Below are 20,653 nucleotides of genomic sequence, written 5' to 3'. Positions count from 1 at the left end.
ACTCGGGGGGGCAGGGTTAACATAATACGGCTAAAAAAAGCACCCGAAGGTGCTTTTTTAAAGAAAGTTTACTGTCGCTGCACCAGGAACCGGTCGCCGGTCTGTGTGTTTATCAGGAAGAGGCCTTTCAAATTAGTATCAAGTGCATATACATACCCTTTGTGAGAAGCCTGTGTTAGCCGGGTGAAAGTACCCTCGCCATTTCCTACTTGCTCACCGCTATAGAGGTTCGCAGCTGACAGCAATTTTCGTTCTCCGGTTTTAATATCAAACTGTGAAATATTGCTATCATGCACTAGCATCAGTTGCTCGTTAGTAGTATCCAGCCATAAGTCGTACGCACTATTAAAGTAATATTCACCACTATCATTATTATCAGAGAATACTGTTGTATCCCCAGTGGCGATATCTATTTTTTGCAGGGTGATAGATGTGGTGCCGCCGTTGCCCTCATCTCCAATATACAAACTATCATCAGCACTGACGATGGTCTCCGGCGAGATAAGCATACTGTTAAGTCCGGTACTGTTATCGGTAACAATGCTTATCTGATTCGTTTCTAAAGCAAGTTTTAAAACAGTAGGCTCTTCATATGTAGGTCCATAAGAATCATTGGTTACCAGAAACAATGCGCTTCCCGAAGGATGCACAGCCATATCACGCGGTAACAACGCACCATGTTTATCGGTCACTATATCAGCAATCCTGGTGATGTTTCCTGATTCCGGGTCAGCAGAATAAATGGCCCTTTCCTGATAGGTAAAGAAGTAAAGCAAACCATTTTCAGCGTTATAAACTAAACCACCAACGTTTGAAAGTGCCTCGTTTTCAGCAGTGATGGCACGTATTTCATGGGAGTTCGTATCTATTTCAGCAATATAAGAGCGTTGTGTTGGGCCCGTTACTTGCTGCGCGATAGTAAATAGACGATTGTTGGCTATATCTGTTGTCAGCGAATAGCCTGTTTTTAGCGATTCGCCTCCGCCTACGGTGTCTGATAAAAGTGTAGTAGCCACACCGTCAGACTTAACGCTTATCATTTTAGGAGGCAGGTCAGAGTTATAAGGCGAAAGCAGGTTAACCACATATTCTTGTGTAGATGGACTCCATTGAATATCAGAGGCATAACTAACAGCACCGAAGTCGATCAAGTCCGCCAACACTGTGCGATCACCACTTATCAGATCAACTTCCACCAGTTGATTCTGTTGATTGATTCCACCTAACTTTTCGTTGGCCAGATTGATACTTGAAAGTGTGTAGTCTAACGCCTCACCGCTACCCTTACCATAGAGAGAACCAGAGATAACATTACGATCACCGGTTGCTACATCAACAGAAAAAACAGCATTATTGCCATCGTCGTAAACAAAGATTTGACCATCATCGTTGACAAAAACATTGCTGTAGCCGGCAAAACGAAATGCACTTCCACTGCCTTTAGCTGGACCGGAGATAATATGACTCTCAGCTGTCGTCAAATTTAACTCTGAAATTGTTTTATCTACTATATCTAAAAGATAAGCGCGGGTACCATCGTTAGACAATGCAAATGCACCTGGAAATGAAAACAGGTTTCTGTCGATATCAAAAACAGAGAATGTGTAATCATTGAGATTGAAGGCTGTCAGCAACTTGTCATTGCCAGTTGAGAATATAATGCGATTGTTTGCGCGATCAAAGATGACATGTTCGGGGAAAGAAATTGATACGTTTTCCAGCTTTGTCGTGTCTACTAAAAGCTTTTGATACCCTGTATCTAAATTATGCTCGAAAATTAATGGCTGCCACGTGACACCTTTTTGCTCAATGATATACGCAATATTATTTTTGAGAGGATCGACGATTAATTTTGTATCACTATACGTACTTCGATATTCAAGAGAAACGGACTGCGATACGGACTGTGCGCCAAGGCTATCTGTAGCAATAGCTGTAATCTGCAGCTCACCCGATTCCAGTGCGAGCGGCGCTTCTGTGATCCAGCTGCCGTCTGCAGAAACCTCAACGTCATACTCATCACTCCCCACGGTTACCAATACTGTGGTTTGCTCAAGGGCACCATCATCAGTTACCGTGCCGGCAATGTGAATTTTTTCATCATAAAAGCGTGAGTCAGCAATCGGTGTCGACATTACAAGCTGCGGCGCACTATTAACTGAAAGCGTAAACGTCTTGCTACTGGTATCCCCGTCGTCGTCAGTGACTGTAAGCTCTATTTCAAGCTGAGCGCCCTCTGCATTCGGCGCACTGAACTGCACGGTGTCAGAATCAACACCTGACAACGTAACCTCCGGTCCAGAAACCTGTACCCAGTTATAGCTACTAATGCTGCCATCTTTATCGCTCGACCCGGACGCATCAATCGTTACGGTTTGTTCTGGATTAACCAACGTTTTGCTTTGAGAAGCGACGATAGATGGCGGCGTATTGGCCGGTGGTGTCACTACTGGCTCTGGTGATGATGAAGAACTGTCACCGCCACCACCGCACGCGGTGAGAAGTGCCGGAAGTGTAAGAAAGCTTAAAAGGCAGATACGAATGTTATTAAATTGCATCCCTGTTCCCTGTTTTAATGATACTGCGCCGACCCGTTCGGCTTCATGCGGGCATAAAAATATGTGATGTCTGTTTATTGTGCAATAAATATAAAATTAAATTTACGCTTCTGTAACTGCCGACATAAACAATTGAGTTTGGTCATTAACGTGAAGAAAAGTAATGAAGATATTTAGCATGGACAGCGAAAAAATACACCGGCTTCTAGGTGCAGGGGGGAGTGCGTCCATGATTTACAATTACTGATTTTTGCGGTGTAAAAAACGCAGAGCGGGTTAAAGTATCTATTATTTCTAAGCAAATAAAAGGCTGAAATGGTCACATGAAAACCATTCCAGCCTTGGCGGGAAATCAGTTCAGCGCTACGACTACAATCGATTTGGCCGGTAGCGTAAAGTCATCTGCAGTGGTCTTAAATGCCTTCGGCGTTACAGCATCCTTATCGTCGAAGGTATTTTTAGCCGTCATTTTCTCAGCGGTCAGAATCTCACCTTTAAGTGTTTTATCTAAACCACCTGAAACGTCCAGCTTGATACTTGCACTGTTGTTCGGGTCGAGATTTACCAGCGCCAGATAGGTGCGGCCATCTTTACCTTTTGCCAGCGAGCCGGTGACAGCAGGGACTGCTTTATCACCCATGGCATAGTCAGGTGCCTCTAACGTTAAAGGAATCGAGGTGGCATCCTGAAACACGCTGTACATATCATAAATATGATAGGTCGGTGTTTTGAGCATCTCCGGACCGTCGGTCAGGATCATGGCCTGCAGAACGTTAACCATCTGTGCAATGTTGGTCATGTGCACACGTTTGGCATACGCATGAAATAAATTCAGGTTTACTGCTGCCACAACCGCGTCGCGAAGCGTGTTCTGCTGATATAAAAAGCCGGGTTCACGGCCTTCTTCAGCATCATACCAGGTACCCCATTCATCCACGTAAAAGCCCAATTCGCCCTCGGGGTCATTTTTATCCAGGATGGCGATATTATTTTTCAGGTATTCATCCATTCTGTAAGTGCGCTCAAGGGTGGCAAACCACATTTTCTCATCAAACTTGGTGGCGTGACCTTTGGTTTCCCATTCATCGTTGGGCAACGTGTAAAAGTGGTAACTGATACCATCCATGTCGCGTTCAATATTTTTACTCAGCACGTCCGTCCATTGCGTATCTTCAGTATGCCCACCACTGCCCACTAACAAGGGTTTTTTGCCCGGTGGTGTTTTTAGAAAGGTCGCATACTGACGATATAGGTCCGTATAGTAGTCAGGCTCCATGTGACCGCCACAGCCCCAGGACTCATTACCAATACCAAAATATTTAATATCCCAGGGCTTTTCGCGACCATTGGCACGTCGCTGATTGGCCAGTGTAGAGTTTTTGTCTGAGGTCATGTACTCCATCCACTCAGCCATTTCTCTGACGGTCCCACTGCCCAGGTTGCCGTTGATATAAACCTCGGCGCCAAGTAACTCGGCCAAATCAAAAAATTCATGGGTGCCGACTGCATTGGTTTCCTCAACACCGCCCCAGTGCGTATTCACTTTGACAGGTCTTTCATCTTTAGGGCCAATGCCATCGCGCCAGTGATATTCGTCGGCAAAACAGCCGCCAGGCCAGCGCACGAGCGGCACTTCCATCGCTTTTAATGCTTCAATGACATCGTTACGAAAGCCTTTGGTATTGGGAATGGAAGAATCCGGGCCGACCCATAATCCTTCGTAAATACCACGGCCCAGGTGCTCGGCAAACTGGCCGTAAATGTCTTTGTTTATAACCGGGCCTTGCTGGCTTAAATCAGCTGAAACGGTGACCTGATGAGTAGCTGCACCAGCAGCCCCCGTCGACAACGCCACGCTCAGTAACGAAGCTTTTATTAATGAAAAGCGCATGTTATTTCTCCTGTGCGGGTTCTGTAATACCTTCCGTACTCATGACAACGCGTTTGAGCGTGCCATCGTCGTTATAAATAAGCGGGTCTACGGCCACCGAGCGGCGAAAGCGACCACCACTTGGTTGATCGCCCTTAGGTGGCAGGGCGCCGGTGTGGTAAATGAAATAATCCTTACCTTTATAATCAATAATTGATTGGTGATTTGTTTCTGAGTTGCCAGCTACTTCATTTAAAATACCTTTGTATTCCCATGGTCCATGAATGCTTTTGCTCATGGCGTAGCAAATTTTCTCAGGAAATTCACAGGCGTAAGATAAGTAATAATTCTCACCTTTTTTGTGTACCCATGCTGCTTCTGTAAAATTAGGGACATCAATGACTTTAATCTCACCATCAAGCTCAGTCAGACTGTCTGTTAGCTTGACGTATTTAGGGACCAGATTGCCAAAAAACATGTAGGTATCGCCGTTATCCTCGGTAAAGATAGCCGGGTCAATATCATCCCAGTCGTTGGGTGTCTGTGTGGTCATATCATTAGTGACAAGCGCATGGCCGATGGCATCTTTAAATGGACCGGTGGGGGAGTCTGATACTGCAACACCAATGGCAAAACCGGGTTTTTCTTCGTTATGTCTCACCGTAGTGAAAAAGTAAAATTTGCCATCTTTTTCAATCATATGGGACGCCCAGGCATCACCTTTCGCCCATTTGAAATCAGTCGCTTTCATGATCGGACCGTGCGCTGTCCAGCTCACCATGTCTTTGGATGAAAAAGCGAGCCAGTCGTGCATTTCGAAAAAGACATCATTGTTGGGCGCCTCGTCGTGACCGGTGTACAGATAAACCGTATCATCATGGACCAACGCAGCGGGATCAGCGGTAAATACCTCTGTAACGATTGGATTGTCCGCCAGCGCCTGACTGCTCAGCAATATTCCCGCTGCACATAACCATTGCTTCTTCATCTCTTTTTCCCCGCTGTCTTAAAGGCAAGACCAGAGCGATCTCACTTTTATCAGTCAAATGTAAATTTATCTTTAATAGTATTGTACTAACTATTCCACTGTAAACTCTTTTATATACTATTGTATTAATAATTGGCAGGTGGCGACTTCCATTCATTAAGCGCAATTATCCGAACTGCAACACAGCACACGTCGAAAACAGTTATGTCGCTGGGTATATAAACCTAATGCGGCAGGCTTTTTTTAATCCTGCAACCTATATGGGTAGTCATCCGCAAGTAAACTGACATGTGGCACACTGACAGAATCGATTTGGGGTTCGTCTAGCATTGAAACGCACATAAGCAATGCAAATTAATACGTTACGAAATTAACAAATTCGTTAACGTTTTATTATTGACAGTCCAAATGTAATACAATAATATCAAGACAGGATAACAAATAATTAACAGTAGGGGCGATTCGCCTCAAAGTAATGAAAAGTCAGTTCACTACTGAAGCCATGCTCAGGTGTTAAGAACGATGTTGACTAAGACCATAAAAACCGGAGTAGAAACGTATGTTTAAACGAACACACCTTGCCAGTGCTGTCCTCGTTGCTATGTCCTGTCAATTTGCCATTGCGCAGGAAGATCAGGATGCTCAGACAACCCCGACCCAGGACGGCTCGGACGTTGAAGTTATTGAAGTTTCTGGCGTGCGCGCCAGTCTTAGTAAAGCAATAAACATCAAACGTCAGAACGTTCAGATTGTTGATTCCATCGTTGCAGAAGACATCGGCGAATTTCCAGACAATAACGTAGTTGAAGCCCTTCAGCGTGTTACGGGTATTCAGGTAACAGACCGTGCTTCTGGTGAAGTAAACACAGTAACGGTCCGCGGCTTGACTGACGTTACAACCACAATAAACGGCCGAAACGTGTTTACCGCTTCAGGTCGTGCAGTGGCGCTGGCAGATATCCCGGCTGCACTGCTTAAAACCGTTAATGTATACAAAACACGCTCAGCGTCGCAGATTGGTAGTGGTATTGCCGGTCAAATTGATGTCAAGACGCAACGTCCTTTTGACTTTGATGATCGTACTTTTGTACTGGCTGGTCGCGCTATACATCAGGAACAGGCAGATAAAACGGATCCGCAGTTAAGCTTTCTTGCAACGGATACCTGGGAAGTTGATGGTGGTGATTTCGGCGCGCTGCTTAACGTGTCATATACGCGCACTAATTTCCGTGACCAAAGCATCACTGCAGGCGCTATGTTGCCATTTGCGACAGAAAACCCTTCTGCGCAAAAACTGGATGGTTCTGGCTATGGGCCATTAGAGCGTATTTTCCCAGACCAATGTTCTCCGCAATGCTGGTCGCCGGGCTTGGAAAATGGTTTGCCATTTGCTGCAGGCTCCACATTGAATATCAATGGCACTGATGAGCCCTATTACCTAAGCCGTGATGCCATTTTTGGTTCAGATTTTCAAGGCGAACGTGAACGTCCCGCGGTCAATTTGTCACTGCAATGGGCGCCTAACGACTATTCGACTTATACCTTCGAAGGCTTTTATAACGGCTATGAACAAGAGTCATTCAACTCACTATTTTTTCAGTTCGTAGATTGGTGGGGTGATGTCGATCCTAATGATCCAGTCGGTCTGATTGATGGCACTAACATCATTGAGTCTCGCTATGTAAACAATGCGTTCAACTTTACATCTGGCGATGTAACTAAGAGTGAAACTGACAGCTATTTGCTCTCATTAGGTGGTGACTGGCAAATCAACGACTTTTTAAATGTAAAGTCTGAGGTTTATTACCAAAAGTCTGAGTTTACCACGGAGTTTTTCGCTGTTCGTGGGACAACATCACAGCCTCGCCTCTATGTTGAAACGAATGATGGCAACGATATTCCTTCATTAGTGTACGACAATTCCGATCCGACAAATGCGTCACTTTATAATGTTGGTGAAACCTTTGAGAATGGGTCATCCTCAGAAGGTGACTCAATAACATGGACGGTAGATGCCGAATATTTTGTTGATAATGCATTTTTCACAAAAGTACAGTTTGGTAGCTTTGTAGACCGCAGAACCGCGGAGCAGGGCAACTATGACTTCACCGGCGGTGTTATCGGTGGTCTGTTAAGCGACTATGATGAAAATCTGCAATATCGTAATGAAAACTTTTTCGACGGTAACGCGACATTCCCAGAATCCTGGGTAGCAGCCGATGGCTACTATGCTTTTGCTAACCGTGACAGATACCGTGAATTGTCAGGATTAACGGGTGTGTATCAGGATCAGTTCGGGCAAGATGCGCCGCGGATAAGAACGAATTTTGATATCGAAGAAACCACCATCGCGCTTTATGCCGAAGCAGAATACAATACCGAGCTATTTGGCAAAGTATTAGATGGCGAGATTGGCTTACGTTATGAAATGAACGAAGCCGACATGACCTTCTTTACCCTTGACCCGACTTTGCCACCGCAAAGCACGGCGGAACGCGATGATAATACATTGTTACCAAGCCTGGTTGCCCGTTATCATCTGACCGATGATTTGATGGCGCGGGTGGCGTACACAGAAACGATTCGTCGTCCTGCATTTGAGCAGTTGAATGCCTACACCAGCTATCAGCCCGATTTGACAGACGTTGGCTACGGTACTGGTACGGGCGGAAATCCAAATCTGGAGCCGGTTGAATCGCAGAACTGGGATTTCGCGCTGGAATGGTATTTCGCGCCAGAAAGTTCAGTGTATGCAACGTACTTCACACGCGATATTGAAGGCATCGTGTTTGACTCTATTGTTGCTGAGCAGTATCAGGGACCGACTGATGACGCGCCTGGCACTTACATCGTTTCAAAACCGGCCAATACGTCTAACGGCAAGTTAGATGGTTGGGAATTGGGTACCGTATACTTCCCGGAAAATCTACCAGGTGTGCTTGATGGTTTAGGTGTGCAGGCCAGCTATACCATCCTTGATTCTGAACAGGACATTCCTCTGTTTAATGAAGAGGGTGGAATTGACGGCTATGACACTCGCCCAATTTTTGGTGTGTCAGATACATCTTACTCAGCAATACTTATCTACGATAATGAAGAACTGAGCATGCGTCTTTCTTATGTATGGCGTGATGACTTCCTGAATAACTACGAAGATCGTCTGTTTGCTAACCCGCTGGGCGTCTACAGAGAGCCTGAAAAGTCTATGGACTTCCAGTTAAGCTATGATGCTACCGAAGATCTGACCGTTACCTTCGATGCCACTAACCTGACAGAAGAAATCTATCAGAGTTATTATGAGTACCCCAGTACACATAATTTCGGCAGCGCATTGTATAGCAGAACCTTTGCACTGGGTTTCCGCTACCGTATGTAGCATCCCTGTTATCGAAAAAACCCGGCCACGCGCCGGGTTTTTTATTATTATCAGTAATTAAAAAGCCTGATGCGTCTTGATAAGAAAAGAATCGGACATAACCATTGCGTTTACATTGGTATGATAATAGTATATTTAAATTAACATTTGGTTTGCAATTTGTTGTAATCCGTCGTTACCTGCATGAAGAGGTAACTCCTCATTTTCTATGAACCATGATGCGTAAGCAGGTGGTTCACCAATCGGAACAGGCTGTATGACCACACAGAAATTATCAAAGTTAGAAAAAATCGGATTTGGTGCCGGCGATATGGCCGTTAATGTTGTGATCTCATCAATGATGTTGATTATCACATTTTTCTATACCGATATTTTTGGTCTAAAGCCTTCAGATTTGGCCATCATGTTTTTGTTGGTGCGATTCATTGATGCGGTCAGTGATCCATTAATGGGAACGATTACCGATAAGTTCACGACACGCTGGGGACGCTACCGTCCATACTTTCTATTCTTATGTGTGCCGTTTGGTATCTCTGTTTTTCTTACTTTCAGCACCCCGGATGTTGATTACAACGCCAAGCTGGTCTGGGCATATTCCACGTATATCTTCGTTACCCTGATGTTTACAGCAGTGACAATCCCCTACATTTCGCTGATTGGCGTTATGACAGCCGATCCGAAGGAAAAGCTGTCTGCCAATGGTTATCGGTTATTCTTCGCCAAGGTTGCTGCCTTTCTGGTTACGATTATCGTGCCAAAACTGGCGGGAGCAGATTACTGGGAAGGTAATATGGCCGAGGGCTACCGCGCAGCGATGGGGCTTATGGCTGTACTTGCTGTATTTATGCTGCTGTTTTGCTTTTTCACTACCACCGAGCGACTTGAGCACAAGGTTGACGAAAAACCTTTTAAGGAACAGCTGAAACTATTGTTGAAAAATGATCAGTGGATGACATTGTGTGGCGTGTGTGTGCTTGGAACTATTGGGTATGTGGTACGCGGTTCCGTGGCTATTTACTACGCCAAATATTATCTGGGCGGCGGACCCGACATGCAGGCCAACTTTATGGCGACCGGTGTGGTAGCAGCCATTCTGGCGATGGTGGCGTCCACCTGGATTACTAAACGCTGGTGTAAGGTCAAACTGTTTCGCTTCAGTCAGATGGCGGTGGGTATTTTAAGTGCCATTATGTTTTTCAGCGTTGGTCAACAGGATGTGCTTCTGGCCTTTGTTCTGTACTTTTTGATCTCCTTTGTGGTGGATTTACACGCCCCGATTTTCTGGTCTGCGATTGCCGAAGCCGTTGATTATGGCCAGAGTAAAACCGGCAAGCGGGTAGCAGGTTTATCATTTGGTGGCATCTCTTTTTGTCAGAAAGCCGGTATGGGTTTGGCAGGCGCGATGGTCGGCTGGTTGCTTACCTATTTCAACTATGAAGCGGAGCAGGTGCAAAGCGAATTTACGTTAACTGGTATCGCACTGATGCTTACCATCATACCGGGTTTGTTTCACTTTCTAGTAGGCATGCTGATGAAGCGCTATCGCATTACCGATGAAGAATATCAGCGACTTGCGCTGACACTGGATGCAATCAATGAGCACCCGGAAGTAGTTGATGATTTGCAAAGTTCAGCGGCCATGGCGAAAGGGCATCAGTAATGAGAAACAAGATTCTGCGAATGGTTACTAAACGTCGTTTGCTATCTGTCGTGATAACCAGTGCAATGCTCACCGGATGCCAGCAAAGCGCAACACCGACGACGACCAATAATCAGGACCCGACGGTCCAGCAGCAGGCTGCCATCAACCCGGTTTCGCAAGCGCAGCAAGCATTTTCGTTAGATCAGGTTTCGCTTACCGGCGGACCTTTCTGGCATGCACAGCAAACGAATATCGATTACTTACTGGCGATGAAGCCGGATCGTTTACTGGCACCATACTTACGAGAGGCTGGCCTTAAAACAGCGGCAGATAGCTATGGAAACTGGGAAAGTTCCGGCCTCGACGGACACATTGGTGGCCATTATCTGTCTGCTTTATCGCTGGCATGGGCGGCAAGCGGGCAGCCTGCGCTTAAAGAGCGTCTTGATTATATGCTTGATGAGCTTGCCCGGGCCCAGAAAGCCAACGGCGGCTACTTAGGTGGTATACCGAACGGCCAGGCCATGTGGCAAGAGATACGAAACGGCAATATAAACGCTGATTTGTTTTCGTTAAATGATCGCTGGGTGCCGCTGTATAACATCGATAAGTTATTTCACGGGCTGCGGGATGCATACCAGATTGCTGGTAGCAATCAGGCAAAGGAAATGTTGCTTGATTTGGGCCAGTGGATGCTGTCAGTAACTGAGAATCTCAGTGATGAGCAAATTCAACAAATGCTTTATTCGGAGCACGGTGGCCTGAATGAAGTATTTGCCGATATGGCGCTGATTAGCCAGGACGCGCGGTATTTGAATCTTGCTCGTCAGTTTTCCCATCGCACGGTGCTGACACCATTAACGAAAAATAAAGATAAATTAACCGGTCTTCACGCCAATACACAGATCCCCAAAGTCATAGGTTTTTTAAAGGTGGCCAAAACGGCGGATGACGAGGCATGGGAATCTGCCGCTGAATTTTTCTGGCAAACTGTTACCCAGGAACGAAGCGTATCCATTGGCGGTAACAGTGTGAAAGAGCATTTTCACGAAAAAGATGACTTTACCCCAATGGTGGAAGATGTAGAAGGGCCGGAAACCTGCAACACTTACAATATGATGAAGCTGAGCAAGATGCTTTATCTGCGTACCGGCGAGCCGCGTTACCTCGCTTTCTATGAACGGGCAATGTACAACCACATCCTGTCTTCTCAGCACCCTGAGCATGGGGGACTGGTATATTTTACGTCGATGCGCCCAGGCCATTATCGGATGTATTCATCTATACAGGACTCGATGTGGTGTTGTGTTGGCTCAGGCATTGAGAATCACAGTAAATATGGCGAGTTAGCCTATACCCATAATAACAGTGATTTGTGGGTTAACTTATATATGCCAGCGGCACTGAACTGGCAGAAACAAGGCTGGCGTGTTGAAACGCAAACTGCCTTCCCCGATAGCAGTGACGTAACGGTCAGGCTTAAAAAAACAAATCCTGCAGCCTCATCATTCACGCTGCATTTGAGAAAGCCTGACTGGCTGTCCGGTAAAATGAACATTACCGTTAACGGGCAGCCTGCACAAATCGCTACAACAGACGCGGGTTTTATCACTTTGCAACGACAGTGGCATGATAACGACACCATTCGATTCCAGCTTCCCGCTAAGCCTGCGGTAGAACAGCTCCCTGATGGGCAGGATTATTATTCTGTGCTGTACGGCCCGGTCGTTCTGGCGACAAAGGTTCAGGCTTTTGAAAATGAAAAGCTGAATTTTATCGCGGATGATAGCCGCATGGGGCACATCGCGGCAGGCCCGGTGTGTCCGCCAGAAGCGCTGCCCGTTATGTTAGGAGAACCGGCATCGTTTCTTGAAGGGCTTGAGCGCGTACCGGGTGATAAGCTGGCCTTTGTCGCATCAACTAACGTGGCGGTGGCCAATCAGCCAGACCTTACAACATCGACGCTGATTCCTTTTTTCCGTCTGCATGACAGTCGCTACGAAGTATACTGGCCGCAATTGAGCGAAAGTGATTTTTCTTCTTTTGTTGAGCAGGCGCAGGCAGAAGCCGCGTCAGCTGAAAAGCTGCGTAATATTACGGTAGATATGGTTAGCCCTGGTCAACAACAGCCGGAAGTTGAGCATGACTTTGAAGGCGAGGGCACCCGCGCTGGCGTTAACAATGGCACTCACTGGCGTGATGCGACAGGTTGGTTTAGTTATGCGCTTAATAATGAGGACGGGCGCGCCAAAACACTCAGGCTAACCTACTTCAGCGGTGATACTGGCCGAGAATTTTCAATTCTGGTAAACGGACAACGACTGGCTGCGGTCACGCTACCTGCTAAAGCCGGCGCACAAGATTTTTATACCGTAGACTATGCGCTGACAGAGGCGATGCAAAAACAACCAACGCTGAGGGTGCGGTTTGATGCTAACAGCGGTTCAGTGGCAGGCGGTATCTATGGTATCCGTTTGTTGTCAGAGTGATATGACTGTGTGAAAGATAGTGTAAATCAATGATATGGCAAGAAATAAGCAGCGGACAAAAGCGAAAGGCTCAACAGGTCACAATCGAAATTTGACGGCGGATTTTATAGCCCGGTATCTCAGGCAGGACGATGTCAGAATAACGGCCTCTGGTCTTATGTATCGGGTAATCGATGATGCGCAGGGCGAACGGCCAGCCAGCGATCATATTGTAAAAGTCCATCAACGGATTTTACTGGCTGATGGCAGTGTGGTTGATGATACTTACAAAAAAGGCCCGCCGGAGAGCTTTATGCTCAATGAAGCTATTGAAGGCCTTCGTGAAGCATTGCTTTTGATGCCGGTGGGCGCGCGCTATGAGTTTGTTATTCCCCCGGAACTGGCCTGGGGGAAAAAAGGTAATGGTAGTAAGATTGGTCCCCATGCTGTGATGATCGTCGATGTGCGATTAATTGACACAGGCACACCTTAACGCTAATCAGGCTATTCTCGTTTTCAACTGCATCAAATACGCTTTGTTCTCTGCAAGCAAACGGGTGCTTCCCTCATAGGTTTTTATATTTTTAACAGACGGCAGGCTCAACCGTTTATTCAGTAGTGACTGACACATTGTCAGGTTTATGTAGTTGTAATAAAGAATGAATGTCTGCAAATAATCTTTAGACACTTCACGCATTCCGAGCTTATTAGCGGTGCGCTCGTTGAGCACAAAGGTGGTAAGTCGCACAGTTTGTTCTGGGGTCGCTGATAAAATCTGGTCGTTACAGAGTGTGATAAGACCGTCGAGAATACCGGTTAGGGCGCGCTTTTTTCTCTCTCGCGCGTTCATATCTGCTGTGAACAAGAAATAGTAATCAAACAATGTAGCGGTATGTAACGTTAAAACCGTGCCTCTTGTGTGCTCAATGAGCAAAAAGTTTGACACGTAGGTCAGCTTTTTATTCTTCACCAGCGAGGGAACGTCGAAAAACGGGGCGATGATAGATAACAATATGGCAAGTAAAGGAAGCAATAGCGGCAGGACACCGGCCCAATAAAACAGCGTGCCAGCGGCAACTACAATTACCCCACTGACTGCGACTAATTTACCAATGAATATATGTTGTGCAGAAGACGGCAGTGCAAAGAAAGGATGGGCATCAGGCATCAGTATCAATAAGCGCAGAAAAGGTTAGTATTTACAGCAGTTTATGATGAATGACTATGATTGGAAAGCCCGGCGTTATGTCGCCGGGCCGAACATGCTTATTTCTGCTTTTTTAAGTTTGTGGTAAGCCTGTCGAGATCATCGGGATTAACCTGTGGCCAGTTATCGTCCCAACTCATGGGCAAAATACGCAGTTTCTGTATTGCATTATCCGCCGTTTCGTAGGCATGGAATACCAGATAATCTTTGCCATCAAAGGTGTATGCTGCATTGTGGCCAAGAGCGACCCAGTTGTCATTGCCTTCAAGCACAAGGGTGCCGCCACCTTCATTCAGCGATTTCCCATTACGATCAGTATATGGTCCCTCAACCTTTTTGCTTCGTCCTACGCGAATATTGTAGGTACTGTCCATCCCGCGGCAGCATTTATCAAACGAAACGAAAAGATAGTAATAGCCATTCTTTTTAAAGATATAAGGAGCTTCTATAGCGCCCTCGCCAGGGTCGGCATCGTCGTTGGTCTTCCTGCCGGGACGTTTGGCAATGGTGTGCCACTCCTGTGGCTCTGCCAGGCGCGTCATATCATCATCCAGTTTGACCAGCTTAAGCCCGCCCCAGAAGGAGCCAAAGCTCATCCACGGGGTGCCTTCATCGTCTTCTACAATGGCGGGGTCGATGGCATTCCAGAAATCCCGTTCCGGGACAGATTGCAATACGATGCCCTGGTCAATCCAGCGGTAATTCTCGGCATCCGGATCAAGCGTCTCATTCACTGTTACGCCGATACCTGACGTGTTTTTACCAAAGGCCGACACTGAATAATAAAGATAGAACTTGCCGTCCTTTTCATAAACATCAGGCGCCCAGAGATGCCCCCCGAAGCCAGGGGCGACGCGACGCGCCCAGCTTGGTTCATCCGGAAACACACGCCCGGTGAGTGTCCAGTCGGTCAGGTTTTTTGACTCATAATAGGTAATACCTGGTCCGGTGCTGAAAACGTAAAACGTATCGCCTTCTTTCGTCATCACCGGATCATGTACTTCTACCTGCTTGGCCCACGCTGAAGACGCAGCAGCAGCCATAAATAAAGATGTCAGAACCTGTTTTTTAAAACTCTTCAGCATCGCCATTTACTCTTTTTTATTCAATTTCAATTCACAGTTTAACAGGGATTGTGTTAAATATGTAATACAATATTAACAATTGCGTCGGCATTGACCAACCTAGTATAAGCAGACAGCAGGAGGGAGCAAATGAACAAAAAGGCGGTATTTTCGACACTGGCAGCATCGTGGTTTTGTGCGGTATCGGGTGGACAGGCCTTAGCGAATCAGACCACTATGACACAAAGCTTCGCACCCATCGATAACCCCATCGTGTTGCAGCGCGCGGACCCGATGCTGGTGCGTCACCCACAAACCGGATGTTACACCTTCATCGGCACGTCTCCGCAGTTTGATAGCATTGAACTGCGTCAGGCATGCAATATCAATGATCTTAAACTTGTCGAACCCAAAACGATTTGGGAAAAGCGTGAAACCGGGCCAATGAGTGCAAATATCTGGGCGCCTGAACTGCATCGGGTCGACGGAGCCTGGTATATCTATTTTGCCGCCGGAGAGGTCAGCACGCCGTTCAGTATTCGCATGTATGCGCTTAAAAATGACAGTGACAACCCCATGGAGGGGAAATGGGAAGAAGTCGGTCAGATAGAAAGCGGATGGGATTCGTTTGCGCTGGATGGCACAACGTTTGAACATAACGGTAAACGTTATTATGTCTGGGCACAGCAGGATAAAGATAAATCCTATAACTCCGCTTTATGGATTGCGCAAATGCGCTCGCCAACTGAATTGGTTTTGCCGGCAACGCTCCTTTCAGAGCCAACCCTTGACTGGGAGATGCAGGGATACAAGGTAAATGAAGGCGCAGCCTTTATTAAACACAAAGACAAAGTGTTTTTAACGTACTCTGCCAGCGCGACTGATCATCGCTATGCCATGGGGTTATTATGGGCCGACGCTGATGCGGACTTGCTTGACGCCAGCCAGTGGCACAAAAAGGCGCAGCCGGTATTTGAAACGGATGCAACTTTAGGGCGCTATGGGCCGGGGCATAACAGCTTTGTTAAAGGGCCGGATGGCAACACAGATCTGATGGTCTATCATAGTCGGGATTACAAAGCCCTGAAGGGCACACCACTTACCGATCCCAACCGGCATGCACGCGTCCGTGTTCTGCATTGGGACAACAACAGCTTCCCCGTGTTCAAATCCTCGCTTCAAGATTAATCAATGGGAAAGAATGAACAAATAAAAAGCCGCCAGAAGGCGGCTTTTTCGTTTTCATTAACCGGTTTACCAAAAACGGATGTAGATAAAAGCGGTAATGCCTAAAATGCCAACCGTATGGATGTAATCCCATTTATCCAATCCTGCAACCACCTCTTTAAAGGTGTTATTGCTCAGAGTTGAAAATGTCAGGCCGTCAAGACGCTCACGTGAATGCGCTTTGGTCACCATGCTGGTGCCAATCATGATAATGACTACCAGAACAAACAGCAGAATACAGTAGTACAACCAGTTCATCGTCACCACCCATTCCAGTGGGGTACCCGCAATATTGTCTTTAAACGGCAGTAGCGCCAGACGAAACATGCCCATGACAAAGCCTGATACCAGGCCAACAAATCCAGCTGTTGGTGTAATACGAGTACTGACCAGCCCCAGTAAAAATACCGCGGCGATTCCAGGTGCGATGAGTGACTGAACACTTTGCAGGTATTCATAAAGCACATCGGCAATAAGACTCATCACCGGGATCCACAATATGCCCAGTACTACAATCACGATAGTGGCAATTCGGCCAACCCGAAGCAGATGTTTCTCACTGGACTCAGGCTTGAATTTCTTATAAAAGTCGATGGTAAAAAGTGTGGCCGATGAATTGAACAGTGATGCAAGGGAGCTCATTAAAGCCGCAACCAAACCGCCTATCACAATGCCTTTTACCCCAGATGGTAGTAACTCTGAGACCAGCATAGGAAATGCCTGGTCAGGGCTATCATAGGTAACAATGCCTTTTGCGTTAAGCGCGTAGGCGATCATGCCAGGTACCAGAAAGATAAAGACCGGCAGCAGCTTCAGGTAGCCGGCAAACATCGTCCCGCGGCGGGCCTCTTTAATGCCTTTGGCTGATAACACCCGCTGTACAATGTACTGATCGGTACACCAATACCAGAAACCGATAATAAACGAGCCGAAGATAATACCCGGCCAGGGGAATTCTGAATCAGATGCCGAACGGATCAGATGCATTTGTTCGGCATTGAGCCGTTCTACCTCAGACCAACCACCTACTTTATCTAAGCCCACTACCAGAATGACAAGTGAGCCAATAATAAGCACTGGCGTTTGTAATACAGAGGTCCACATAATCGCTTTCATCCCACCGATCACGGTGTAGATACCAGTAATAATGACCAGACCCAGTGCAGATATCCAGAAAAAGTCGATGCCCCAGATACTTTCAATACCCAGAATGGTTTTAAACGCCACTCCGCCGGCATAAACCGTCACGGCGACTTTGGTTAATACATAACTGACCAGCGAAATAACCGATAAAAATGTGCGTGAAGAAGAATTATAGCGACGCTCAAGAAACTCGGGCATCGTATAGACTTTACTGCTCCAATAGAAAGGCACAAACACCCAACCCAAAAGCAATATTATCCAGGATTGCAACTCCCAGTGCGCCAGTGCCATGCCCGACTGTGCGCCGGATCCTGACAATCCGACAAGGTGTTCAGAGCCAATGTTAGAGGCAAATATTGAGGCGCCGATAACGACCCAGCTTGCATTTCGACCGGCAAGAAAGTAATCGGCGGTGTCTTCTTCTTTTTGTCGCATAGACATGACGACAACGCCCAGCAAAAGAAGGAAAAAACCGGCTAAAACGAGCCAGTCCAGTATGCTTAAATCAACCATTTCTTTTCAACTATAAGTTTGGCTTAGCAGCGGTGAATTGTTATTGAAATATTATATTACAAAAGTGTCAAAGAAAAGGGGGTGTTAACAGATAGTTAAACGGTAATGGAAAAGTAGTGTAAAATCATGCGCTTTAGGCCAGCGTTGAGCATTCACTGAATCAATGACGCAATCTTATTATCGTAGTATAGTGAGCGAAGAGGCGTTAGGGGAAAAATATGGCTCGAATTGAAAACATGAACCTTTCACAACGTATGACCAATGAATTGGGAAAGGCGATTGTAAAAGGTGTATATAGTCCGGATACCGGATTTCCTACAGAAGCAAAATTATGTGATGAATATGGTATCAGTCGGACTGCAGTACGCGAAGCCGTCAAAATGCTTGCCGCAAAAGGTCTGATTTCATCGCGTCCGCGACAGGGAATTCGCGTGGAATCGCCCGATCGCTGGAATCTATACGATACCAATGTGTTAAGTTGGATGCTGGAAAGCAGTCCATCATTATTGGTCTTAAAAGAGTTTTTGCAAATGCGTCTGGCTATCGAGCCGCAGGCAGCAGCATTGGCTGCAAACGCGCAGAACAGCGAGGCAATTGAGAATATCAGCATTGCCCTTGAGAAAATGCGACGTGCGGTTGAGTATGGCGAAGGCAGCATGCACGATGCCGATTTACAATTTCACACTGCCATTTTGCAAGCTTCCGGCAACCGCTTTTTTTATCAACTGCGCGAATTTATTACCACAGCCCTGAATGTCAGTATTCAACATACAACGCCGGCCAAGAGTAATAACAGTGCCATCGTTGAAGAACACGAAAAGGTCTACAATGCGATTGCCCAGGGGCAAGCAGAGCGGGCAAAAAATATGATGACCTACCTTATCGACGAAGCGATGACGGTCATCGAACGAGAAATCGCTGAAGCGTAATCAATCGCCGCAATATAAGTAACTGTCGTCAGGTCAGGCACGAGGTAAGTAATGACTGAGCATTGTCAGCAAACTACACATTATCCCAGTCTAGTTGGTAAAACCGTTTTTATCACAGGGGGCGGTACTGGCATTGGCGCCGAAATGGTACGTAGGTTTGCCATGCAGGGCGCACTGGTTACGTTTGTAGATATGGCAAAAACACCCAGCGTTGAGCTTGTTGGCGAGTTATCCAGGTACGATATTCGGTTTGAGCAATGTGATTTACGTGACATTGCGCATTTACAGCAGATTATTGAGAAAACCGGTCGTGAGCGTGGCCCGATAGGAGTATTGATTAACAATGCTGCCGATGACACCCGGCATAACATTGATGAGGTCACTGTTGAGTACTGGGATGATCGTTTGGCCGTCAACTTGCGCCCCAGTTTTTTCGCCGCTCAGGCAGTCAGTCAGCAGATGAAAGAAATCAATGGTGGCTCGATCATTAATATGGGCTCTGCCAGTTGGCGAATCAAGCAAAGTTGTATGCCGGCTTATACCTCAGCCAAAGCAGCCATTGAGGGGATGTCGCGTTCACTGGCCAGTGCCTATGGCCAGCATAATATTCGGGTGAACACATTGGTGCCAGGCTGGGTGATGACGCAGCGGCAAATGAGTCACTGGCTCGATCCGGACGTCGTAGAAACTGTGAAGCAACAACAGTGTATACATCAAACGCTTGAACCGTCACATATCGTCAATGCTGCTTTATTCTTAGCCGCTGATGACAGCAGTATGATGACAGCGCAAACACTCACCATTGATGCGGGCTGGACTTAATCTCCTCTATTGACGTATTGGTAAATTTCGTTAACGATAGAAAACTATATATGTAATATAATAGTTAAATTGAAGTCGTTGACGTTAAATCTACCGCAGAGGATATAGACTGCTTGCTGAGTTTTTTTTGTATTTACCTCATCCTGATCACAGGGGCATGTTTACAGGGTGTGATAGGTTTCGGACTGGGCTTGTTATCGGCGCCCCTGGTCTATTTTCTGATGCCTGAGCTTGTTCCTGCGCCAATGATCCTCAATGCCCTTCTTCTGACGTCACTGCTCTCTGTAAAATATCGCGCTGAAATAGATATCCGCCATACTGGCTTTTCTGTGTTTGGCGGCACGATTGGTGTGCTGGTGGCTGGTACCGTTATGTATTACCTAGATGCGGCGCAATATCAGCTTCTGTTCGGGGTCTCCATTTTGATTGCTGTGGGACTGTCAGTGTTGGGTATGACACCAAGAGTGTCCGCGCTGACCAATATCATCGCCTCCTCGCTTTCTGGCTTTTTAGGCACGACGACCTCAGCCGGTGGGGCCCCGATGGGATTGCTTTACCAGTCAGCAGAGCAGAGCAAAATAAAAGCAAATCTGAGTGTTTTTTTTGTTTATATCAATCTTTTTGGTATTTTTGTGTTGTGGTGGACGGGCCGCGCCACCCAAAATGATTTCATGCTTTTTCTTAAATGTATTCCTGCCATTTTGATTGGGTGGGCATTGTCCTATTTTATCAGTAAAAATATTAACGAAGATCGCATCAGGCAGTTGATTTTGCTGGTTGCCAGTGGTTCCGCCTTAGTATTGATTATGGCTGCTGTAAGCAATGTTAACGGATAGGCGCAGGGCA

14 protein-coding genes are annotated in these 20,653 nt (G+C 46.5%); 8 read left to right on the top strand and 6 right to left on the bottom strand.

The features are described from left to right. Positions 1-68: 68 nt before the first annotated feature. The 3 genes from HHX48_RS14310 to HHX48_RS14300 form a co-directional block, all read right to left on the bottom strand. The gene (locus tag HHX48_RS14310) at positions 69-2,558 is read right to left on the bottom strand and encodes a PKD domain-containing protein (RefSeq protein WP_191026117.1); all 2,490 of its coding nucleotides are present in this window, start codon (positions 2,556-2,558) and stop codon (positions 69-71) included. 352 nt (positions 2,559-2,910) lie between these two features. Continuing rightward, positions 2,911-4,449 carry an alpha-N-arabinofuranosidase gene (locus tag HHX48_RS14305; protein ID WP_191026116.1) on the bottom strand — a complete coding sequence of 513 codons (1,539 nt, stop codon included), beginning with the start codon at positions 4,447-4,449 and terminating at the stop codon, positions 2,911-2,913. Between the two features lies 1 nt (position 4,450). Beyond that, on the bottom strand, positions 4,451-5,416 hold the full coding sequence (locus HHX48_RS14300; protein ID WP_191026115.1) for a glycoside hydrolase family 43 protein: 966 nt from the start codon (positions 5,414-5,416) through the stop codon (positions 4,451-4,453). A gap of 559 nt (positions 5,417-5,975) precedes the next feature. Between HHX48_RS14300 and HHX48_RS14295 the strand changes: the two genes are divergently transcribed. The 4 genes from HHX48_RS14295 to HHX48_RS14280 all read left to right on the top strand — a co-directional run bounded on the left by HHX48_RS14295 (position 5,976) and on the right by HHX48_RS14280 (position 13,395). Beyond that, positions 5,976-8,792 (top strand): TonB-dependent receptor, encoded by a 2,817-nt coding sequence (locus tag HHX48_RS14295; RefSeq protein WP_191026114.1) that lies wholly within the window; start codon positions 5,976-5,978, stop codon positions 8,790-8,792. 256 nt (positions 8,793-9,048) lie between these two features. Then, entirely contained in the window at positions 9,049-10,452 is a 1,404-nt protein-coding gene (locus HHX48_RS14290; RefSeq protein ID WP_191026113.1) for an MFS transporter, read from the top strand. Further along, complete coding sequence (locus HHX48_RS14285; protein ID WP_223858413.1) at positions 10,452-12,923, top strand: glycoside hydrolase family 127 protein; 2,472 nt, start codon at positions 10,452-10,454, stop codon at positions 12,921-12,923. Before HHX48_RS14290 ends, HHX48_RS14285 begins: the two co-directional genes overlap by 1 nt. Before the next feature lie 34 nt (positions 12,924-12,957). Next, positions 12,958-13,395 (top strand): FKBP-type peptidyl-prolyl cis-trans isomerase, encoded by a 438-nt coding sequence (locus HHX48_RS14280; RefSeq protein WP_191026112.1) that lies wholly within the window; start codon positions 12,958-12,960, stop codon positions 13,393-13,395. Positions 13,396-13,401: 6 nt separating this feature from the next. On the opposite strand, the gene HHX48_RS14275 is transcribed toward HHX48_RS14280, so the two are convergent. After that, positions 13,402-14,070, bottom strand: coding sequence for a hypothetical protein (locus HHX48_RS14275; protein WP_191026111.1), 669 nt, complete (start codon positions 14,068-14,070; stop codon positions 13,402-13,404). 98 nt (positions 14,071-14,168) lie between these two features. Then, entirely contained in the window at positions 14,169-15,152 is a 984-nt protein-coding gene (locus HHX48_RS14270) for an arabinan endo-1,5-alpha-L-arabinosidase (protein WP_223858424.1), read from the bottom strand. A gap of 171 nt (positions 15,153-15,323) precedes the next feature. On the opposite strand from HHX48_RS14270, the gene HHX48_RS14265 reads away from it, so the two are divergent. Further along, complete coding sequence (locus tag HHX48_RS14265; protein WP_191026109.1) at positions 15,324-16,361, top strand: glycoside hydrolase family 43 protein; 1,038 nt, start codon at positions 15,324-15,326, stop codon at positions 16,359-16,361. 66 nt (positions 16,362-16,427) lie between these two features. Here HHX48_RS14265 and HHX48_RS14260 read toward each other — a convergent pair whose 3' ends face one another. Next, positions 16,428-18,056 carry a sodium:solute symporter gene (locus HHX48_RS14260; protein ID WP_191026108.1) on the bottom strand — a complete coding sequence of 543 codons (1,629 nt, stop codon included), beginning with the start codon at positions 18,054-18,056 and terminating at the stop codon, positions 16,428-16,430. A gap of 218 nt (positions 18,057-18,274) precedes the next feature. On the opposite strand from HHX48_RS14260, the gene HHX48_RS14255 reads away from it, so the two are divergent. The 3 genes from HHX48_RS14255 to HHX48_RS14245 all read left to right on the top strand — a co-directional run bounded on the left by HHX48_RS14255 (position 18,275) and on the right by HHX48_RS14245 (position 20,643). Continuing rightward, positions 18,275-18,985 carry a FadR/GntR family transcriptional regulator gene (locus HHX48_RS14255; protein WP_191026107.1) on the top strand — a complete coding sequence of 237 codons (711 nt, stop codon included), beginning with the start codon at positions 18,275-18,277 and terminating at the stop codon, positions 18,983-18,985. Positions 18,986-19,036: 51 nt separating this feature from the next. Then, on the top strand, positions 19,037-19,807 hold the full coding sequence (locus HHX48_RS14250; protein WP_191026106.1) for an SDR family NAD(P)-dependent oxidoreductase: 771 nt from the start codon (positions 19,037-19,039) through the stop codon (positions 19,805-19,807). A gap of 113 nt (positions 19,808-19,920) precedes the next feature. Next, positions 19,921-20,643 carry a sulfite exporter TauE/SafE family protein gene (locus HHX48_RS14245; protein ID WP_191026105.1) on the top strand — a complete coding sequence of 241 codons (723 nt, stop codon included), beginning with the start codon at positions 19,921-19,923 and terminating at the stop codon, positions 20,641-20,643. The last annotated feature ends 10 nt before the right edge of the window (positions 20,644-20,653 follow it).

Source organism: Salinimonas profundi (assembly GCF_014750655.1).
GTDB classification, from domain to species: Bacteria; Pseudomonadota; Gammaproteobacteria; order Enterobacterales; family Alteromonadaceae; genus Alteromonas; species Alteromonas profundi_A.
The sequence above is the reverse complement of the archived record's forward strand: the minus strand, read 5'-3'. Positions and strand labels throughout refer to the sequence as shown.

Coding starts and splice junctions, on each gene's coding strand:
- HHX48_RS14285 (WP_223858413.1), top strand. CDS start 10,452: ATGAGAAACAAGATTCTGCGAATGGTTACTAAACGTCGTTTGCTATCT.
- HHX48_RS14295 (WP_191026114.1), top strand. CDS start 5,976: ATGTTTAAACGAACACACCTTGCCAGTGCTGTCCTCGTTGCTATGTCC.
- HHX48_RS14265 (WP_191026109.1), top strand. CDS start 15,324: ATGAACAAAAAGGCGGTATTTTCGACACTGGCAGCATCGTGGTTTTGT.
- HHX48_RS14260 (WP_191026108.1), bottom strand. CDS start 18,056: ATGGTTGATTTAAGCATACTGGACTGGCTCGTTTTAGCCGGTTTTTTC.
- HHX48_RS14255 (WP_191026107.1), top strand. CDS start 18,275: ATGGCTCGAATTGAAAACATGAACCTTTCACAACGTATGACCAATGAA.
- HHX48_RS14305 (WP_191026116.1), bottom strand. CDS start 4,449: ATGCGCTTTTCATTAATAAAAGCTTCGTTACTGAGCGTGGCGTTGTCG.
- HHX48_RS14300 (WP_191026115.1), bottom strand. CDS start 5,416: ATGAAGAAGCAATGGTTATGTGCAGCGGGAATATTGCTGAGCAGTCAG.
- HHX48_RS14280 (WP_191026112.1), top strand. CDS start 12,958: ATGGCAAGAAATAAGCAGCGGACAAAAGCGAAAGGCTCAACAGGTCAC.
- HHX48_RS14250 (WP_191026106.1), top strand. CDS start 19,037: ATGACTGAGCATTGTCAGCAAACTACACATTATCCCAGTCTAGTTGGT.
- HHX48_RS14270 (WP_223858424.1), bottom strand. CDS start 15,152: ATGGCTGCTGCTGCGTCTTCAGCGTGGGCCAAGCAGGTAGAAGTACAT.
- HHX48_RS14275 (WP_191026111.1), bottom strand. CDS start 14,070: ATGCCTGATGCCCATCCTTTCTTTGCACTGCCGTCTTCTGCACAACAT.
- HHX48_RS14290 (WP_191026113.1), top strand. CDS start 9,049: ATGACCACACAGAAATTATCAAAGTTAGAAAAAATCGGATTTGGTGCC.
- HHX48_RS14310 (WP_191026117.1), bottom strand. CDS start 2,558: ATGCAATTTAATAACATTCGTATCTGCCTTTTAAGCTTTCTTACACTT.